The 5,568-nt window shown below is 63.9% G+C and carries 6 protein-coding genes; 1 reads left to right on the plus strand and 5 read right to left on the minus strand.

Annotated elements, in window-relative coordinates:
- The 4 genes from AAF184_24425 to AAF184_24440 all read right to left on the minus strand — a co-directional run.
- The coding region (locus AAF184_24425; GenBank protein ID MEO0425502.1) for an ABC transporter substrate-binding protein at positions 1-416 on the minus strand (416 nt) is incomplete at its 3' end.
- An 80-nt stretch (positions 417-496) separates the two neighbouring features.
- Positions 497-2,821, minus strand: coding sequence for a TonB-dependent hemoglobin/transferrin/lactoferrin family receptor (locus AAF184_24430; protein ID MEO0425503.1), 2,325 nt, complete (start codon positions 2,819-2,821; stop codon positions 497-499).
- Positions 2,822-2,934: 113 nt separating this feature from the next.
- Positions 2,935-3,456: a heme utilization cystosolic carrier protein HutX gene (gene hutX, locus AAF184_24435; protein MEO0425504.1), complete on the minus strand. Its 522-nt coding sequence runs from the start codon at positions 3,454-3,456 to the stop codon at positions 2,935-2,937.
- A gap of 4 nt (positions 3,457-3,460) precedes the next feature.
- Positions 3,461-3,778 (minus strand): hypothetical protein, encoded by a 318-nt coding sequence (locus tag AAF184_24440; protein ID MEO0425505.1) that lies wholly within the window; start codon positions 3,776-3,778, stop codon positions 3,461-3,463.
- 380 nt (positions 3,779-4,158) lie between these two features.
- On the opposite strand from AAF184_24440, the gene AAF184_24445 reads away from it, so the two are divergent.
- Positions 4,159-4,686, plus strand: coding sequence for a hypothetical protein (locus AAF184_24445; protein MEO0425506.1), 528 nt, complete (start codon positions 4,159-4,161; stop codon positions 4,684-4,686).
- A 90-nt stretch (positions 4,687-4,776) separates the two neighbouring features.
- Here the strand turns inward: AAF184_24445 and AAF184_24450 are convergent.
- On the minus strand, positions 4,777-5,568 hold a 792-nt coding region (locus tag AAF184_24450), incomplete at its 5' end, for a PepSY domain-containing protein (protein ID MEO0425507.1).

The following is a 5,568-nucleotide window of genomic DNA, read 5'->3' on the forward strand; positions in this document are numbered from 1 at the left end:
AGTGGCTGAATGCGCTCGGCCAGCAAGCGATCGCCCGCCTCGGGCACGCCCAGCACCGTGGCCACGCAACGCACCTTCGCCACGATGCCGGCCGGCGTGTGCACCTCCGGCACGCGCACCATGCTCACGCCCGTGCGCTCCAGCTGAGCGATCACCTCCGGCGGGCCCATATCGTGTTCACCCAAGACTAACGTTGGCTTAAGGGACAGCACACCCTCCGCGCTGAGGGCCCGAACGTAGCCGATCTGGGGGAGTTCGAGGGCTTGCGAGGGGAAATTCGATGTGCGGTCGGCGCCGACGATGCGCCCCTCCTCGCCGAGAGCGTAGACGATTTCCGTGAGGGAACCGCCGGCAATGGCGATGCGAGAGGCGTCTTGCGCAGGCGCGTCGCAGCCGGCGCCATTGGCCGGCGCCATCGACGCCCATGTGAAGGCTATCGAGGCGCAGCAAGCGACAACGATCGATCGCCCTGGCGCGGCTCGGCGCGTGCTGACCATCAGTAGCGCACCCGGAAGTTGGCACCGAAGTTGATGCCTGGCTGCGTGAAGCGCAGGGGGTTGTCCGCGCCACCGATCGCGCCGGCACCGCCGATGGCACCCGTGTCCGCCCAGCGGATGTAGGTCTGATCGGTCAAGTTGAAGACACCGGCGTTGAAGCTCACCCGATCGGTCATGTCGAAGCGCGCCAGGAGATCCAGCACGGCGAAACTGTCCGTGGGCTGGCGTCCGGATGTCGGATCGATCTCGTCCGCATCTTTGCTGTCCACCAGGGTCAGGATCAGATCCGTGCCCCAACGTTGGTTGGGTGATTCATAGCCGAGACCGAACACCCCCGTTAGTGGATCGATGGTGTTCAGGGGAACGTCCCGCTCCGTATCGACGCCATCGGCGTAGGCGATGGAAGCGCGGAAGTTCATGCCCTGGAGGGCCGGGTTTGCGGCACCGAGATCTACGAACGCCGTGAACTCCACGCCATCGATCTCCACCCGCTCGCGGTTCACCGATTGGAAATTGAGGAAGCCATCGGGGCTGAAGCCGCCGGTGGCGGCGAACTCAGGTGCGATGGCGAAGGATTCGATGAAGTTGTCGTACTGGTTGCGGAACCAAGTGGCGGTGAAGCTGCCGAGCTGCGCATCGAAGCGTAAACCCAGCTCTACGCCCTTGCTGCGCTCAGACTCCAGATCGGGATTCGGCAGCGTACGGTAGAACCCGGCTTCGTTGGTGAAGCCAACGTTCACGTCGTCGTAGGGCGGGGCACGAAAGCCCTCGGCGTAGCGGACGTAGCCGGAGACCAGCTCGTTGAAGTTGTACAGCGCACCCATGCGCAAGGTGAGCTCTTCATCGGAGAAATCCTCTGGAGACGGACTCCCCGGGTTGCCGTCGAGAAACAGGCTGTCCGGTGAGACATCGGCATCGAAGCTCTCGAAACGCAGGCCCGGGGATAGCATGAGACGACCGTCCAACAGCGCGATCTCATCCTGCAGGAAGAACGCCAGCTGGGTGACTTGGGTGGGTGGGAAATCGCGCGTGGGCAGGGGAGGTGCGAAGGGCGACGCTGGCACCGGGTTGCCATCGGCGTCCACAGCGCTGCCTTCGCGCAGAGACTCTGAGTCGGTTTGGAAGAAGTCGACACCGTAGATGAGATCGTGGTTCGAGGCACCGACTGCGAAGGATTTGGTTAGCTGAAGGAAGCCGCCGTTGATCTCCTGCTCGAAGGTTGAGCGACGGTCGCGAACCTCGAAGGCGCCGCTGCTGACGCGATCTTCGTTGGTCGCTTGAATCGTCTCCGATCGCTGGTTGTAGAGCGTCGCTTGAAGACTATCAGCAATGACGAGTGGGCCCCGATACTCGTAGGCGAGGGAGATCCGCGTCCGTTCCCGCGTATCGTCAGCGTCACGGCGTTGGGTAACGGAGGCGAAGGGGTTGCCGGGGTCGACGGTGTCGGGATCTGTCAGATCCGACAGCGCTTGCGTGCGCACGGTGCTGTCGAGGTAGTCGAGGGAGAGCGTCAGCGCATGCGCATCATTCGGGGTGAGCGCGAGCTTGGCGACGATGTTGTCGGTGCTGATGTCCTGGGGGTCGGGAATCCCACGCGCCGGACCGATCACGTCGGCCTCGCCCTGGTTGTCCGTCTCGCTGGCATCACGGCGCGTGTACAGCACCAGGCCAGAGATGAGGTCGTTGCCGGCAGCGCCTGTGAAGGTGCCCACGGTGCTCTCGTCCACGCTCGAGTAGCCGAGTTTGGCGCCAAGGTGCAGCGGTTGACCGTCGTCCAGGTAGTCCGAGGGTCGCTTGGTACGCAGGGCCACCACACCGCCGAGCGCATCACTTCCGTAGAGAGACGAAATTGGGCCGCGCGCGATTTCCGCGCGGTCCAGGCCATCGATATCGACGAAATCACGGCGAGCGCTGAGGAACGGGCCAAAGGAGAACTCCTCGGGCACGCGGATGCCGTCCACGGTCGTGAGCACGCGGTTGCCGCCGATGCCACGAATGGTGAACCCGGAGAGCCCGAAGCGAGAGCCGGTCCCGCCCACGGAGACGCCGGGCTCGAAGCGCACGAGGTCGGCGATGTCGCGGGCGATCTGTCGCTCCACTTCCTCGGCGTTGATGACCGAGATGGTGGCGGGGACGTCACTCAGCACGCGCTCCGTACGAGTGCCTACGACGGTGATGGTCTCCAGGGACGTGACGCCGGGGGCTGCGTCCGCGTTGCGATCGCCCACCACGTCGTCGTCGCTGTCGCTCGACTGGGCCAGTGCGGCCCCACAGAGCACAAGGCAGGCAGCCAGGGCCGAGCCCGCGGTAGTCGGGGAATTCATAGCCGTAACCTCATATACAAATGCAGGTGCGAATGAGAATGGTTAGCATCATATTACGCAACAAGTGCCGCAACAACAGCTGGTCGAAAGAGCGCGCACCGGAGCCGCCCCCCTTACAGGGAACGCGCTAGACCCTTACGCAGGCGTTCGAAGTTCTCCAGTTGATCTGCCTTCAGAGATCGGTCGGCTTCTCGGCCCACAAACACCTTGAAGATGCAGTCACCGGCCTCGTCGAAGAAGAGCGCGGCGCAGGAGCGACGGCCCATGAAGGGACGGTCGAGGAAGGCGATCGCCTCGCAAGCATCCTCGCGAAGGTGCCCACCCAGGGGCGCTCCTCCCTGGAAGTTCAGATAGCCTCGACCCGCCTTGACTGCAGGAATCGAGGTCTTCACCTCAACGATGAAGGCAGGCAGGTGCACCAGAAACATCACCTCACCCCAGCGGCTGAGCTCCTCCAACACGTCGGGTAGCGTGGCGCCGTCTACCAGGGTGCAGTGCTCTGGGGGTAGGTGGTGAGCCGCCTCCAAGGGCGTGACCCCAAACTCCTCGGCCACGCGTTCCAACAGCGCGCCGGGCTCCTCTCGGAAGCGGGCTTCGATGGCTTCGCTAGTCGCTACGGGCACATCCGATGGCATCAGGTTAGGACTCCGCACTGCTGCGATCGACGCTGCGCTGCTCAGGTGCCGAGCGATCCAGGCGTCGAGGGGTTGGCACCACCGCCAGGGGCGCTTGGTGGTGCCGGGATCTCGGGGGCGGTGTGGCCTCGTAGCCGTGGCTGTAGAGCAGCGCGCCCACCTGAATGAACCGGTTGGTTAGGTAGTGGGGCACGGCATCGCGCGCGAGCAGCCAGCGCAGGTGAGCATGCAGGCCATCGACCTGGTCATGCTGGGCAGCGGTGATGGCATTCAGCACGCACACCTCATCGCAGGTCACTTCCAAACTCGCTGGCAGCGCCATCCAGATTTGGCGTTTCCCCTCCCCCACCAATCCAGCCACCAGCTTGCGAAGGTCCTCTCGCGCACGTCTCCCCTCATCCCCGAAGGCTGCCTCGAAGCTAGGGTCTACGCAGGTACACCGCGCATGAGCGACAGCTGATACACGAAAACCCCAAAGGGACATCGCCGCTCCAAAGGACAGCTCGTCAACCTTCAGCTCATCTAAAAATCGGCTTTTGCTCAATGCTTTAGCTCTCTTTGAAGGGATGCCACGGGCGCGCTCACCAGGCCATTCCTGAGATCGCGAATGCGAATGATTTGCAATCATATTACCCTGAGGGTGAAATGCAAGTCGGTTCATCTCAGAAATGGTCGGGATGGCCGCAACCCCGCGAAAACGCCATGGAAGTGAGCGCAAACATGCCCGAGAGCACCGCCTGTGAAGTCGAATCCCTGTACGTCGAAGGCCTGCGAATGGCCGATCTGCGCTTTGGGGCCAGCTTCCTGATTTGGGGGTTTCGCCACTGCGCCGCAGGTGCGGCGGCGTGCCCGGTGGCGAGGCGAAGCTACGAGATGGCCTTCGAGGGAGACGAGCAAGCCCTGGTGCAACTCGAGATGCTCACCACAGCCATCGGAGAAACCGGCCGGCGGCGCATCTGGTTCGCACCGCCCTCCTGCGAGAGGCTCACGCAAGATGAGGCCTGCTTGCTCGAAGTGCTCGAAGCCGCCCAGGCGCAACAGTTCGCTCGCCTTGACGACCGCCTCTGCGAACTACTAGCGGGCGCGCCGAGCAACCTCGTGCGCCGCTGCGCCCACGCGCTGGCGCTGCTCTTTCGAGCACGGGGCTTTCATATCATCGCCCCGGTCGACGCCGACGATCGTTATCAGGACCACACGGTTGCGAACCCGCTGAGCAAGATGATGCACTGAGGCTGGTGTGGTGTCCCAGAAGTTCGTTGAAGAGTACGCGGGTACTTTTCGCCCCGTGCGTATTTTTCAACGAACTCCTGGGACACCACGCTAGAGTTCGTCCTCGCGCGCCGCGCTCGGCACCGGCTGCACTGCGCCACCCGCACCGGCAGGCTCGACGATCTCCTGCGCCACTTCCCCCGCCTTGCTGGCGCGACGTTCACGGCGCACGGGGCGCGTCGACGGCAGTACGACGGCCACCGCGAGACAGAGAATTCCCGTGAGCAACAACGTGAGGTCGGCGCCATCAACCACCGGATGGCCGCTGCGCAACACGCTGGCTAACCCGTCCCCTGTGACGAAGGCATTGAGCAGCGGAAGTCCGACCAGGCCAGCTCCCACAAGCCCGACCAGTTCCCGCACGCAGCGATAGTCGTCTCGGCGAGCAAAGGCGTAGGCAATGCATGCTGCCCAGACGGAGAAATACGTCCATCCGGTACGATTGAGGCGCAGCTCTTCGGTGCCGGTGTACAGCTTGTCCAGGTAGAAGATGGCCACGGTTGCCACCGCCACGCCCGCGGTGACCCCAACCGTGAGCGCGCCCAAGCGCCGATAGAAGGTGGCAGAGCGAGCGCCTTCCTGACCGTGCAGCCTGCGCTCGATCCACATCACGTTGCCGAGCGCCGCGATGAGCGCTAGCGAGAGCCCTAGCAACGCGTAGAGGTACTTGAGCGACAGGCCGCCGTAGGTGGCGTAGTGAAGCGGCGCGATCGCGCCAAAGGTACGGTAAGCGGCCGACCGATCATCGGTGACGAGCGCGGGCACCCGCTCGCCGCTCGCCATGCTCACCGTGATCGGCTCAGAGCTCAGCAGCTCGGTATCCGCCGGGTACTGAAGCTGCGC

Source organism: Pseudomonadota bacterium (assembly GCA_039815145.1).
Lineage (GTDB): Bacteria > Pseudomonadota > Gammaproteobacteria > Steroidobacterales > JBCBZW01 > JBCBZW01.